Consider the following 209-nt stretch of genomic DNA (forward strand, 5'->3'; position numbering starts at 1 on the left):
GGGGGATATGATGGAACCTATAAAAACGACGTTTGGTACAGTAACGATGGGCTTACCTGGACCGAGGCTACCAGTGCGCCCCCCTTTTCGGGAAGATCTGGGCACACCACCGCTGTTTTTGACAACAAATTATGGGTCATTGGGGGATATGATGGAACCTATAAAAACGACGTTTGGTACAGTAACGATGGGCTTACCTGGACCGAGGC

Annotated in this window: 1 protein-coding gene; it reads left to right on the forward strand. The window is 50.2% G+C overall.

Going from position 1 to position 209, the window contains the following annotated elements; all coding sequences use genetic code 11:
- Positions 1-209, forward strand: a 209-nt coding sequence (locus H9565_RS20130) for a Kelch repeat-containing protein (RefSeq protein ID WP_215442163.1), incomplete at both ends; no start/stop codon positions are given.

This window comes from Zobellia russellii, from assembly GCF_018728565.1.
GTDB lineage: Bacteria > Bacteroidota > Bacteroidia > Flavobacteriales > Flavobacteriaceae > Zobellia > Zobellia russellii.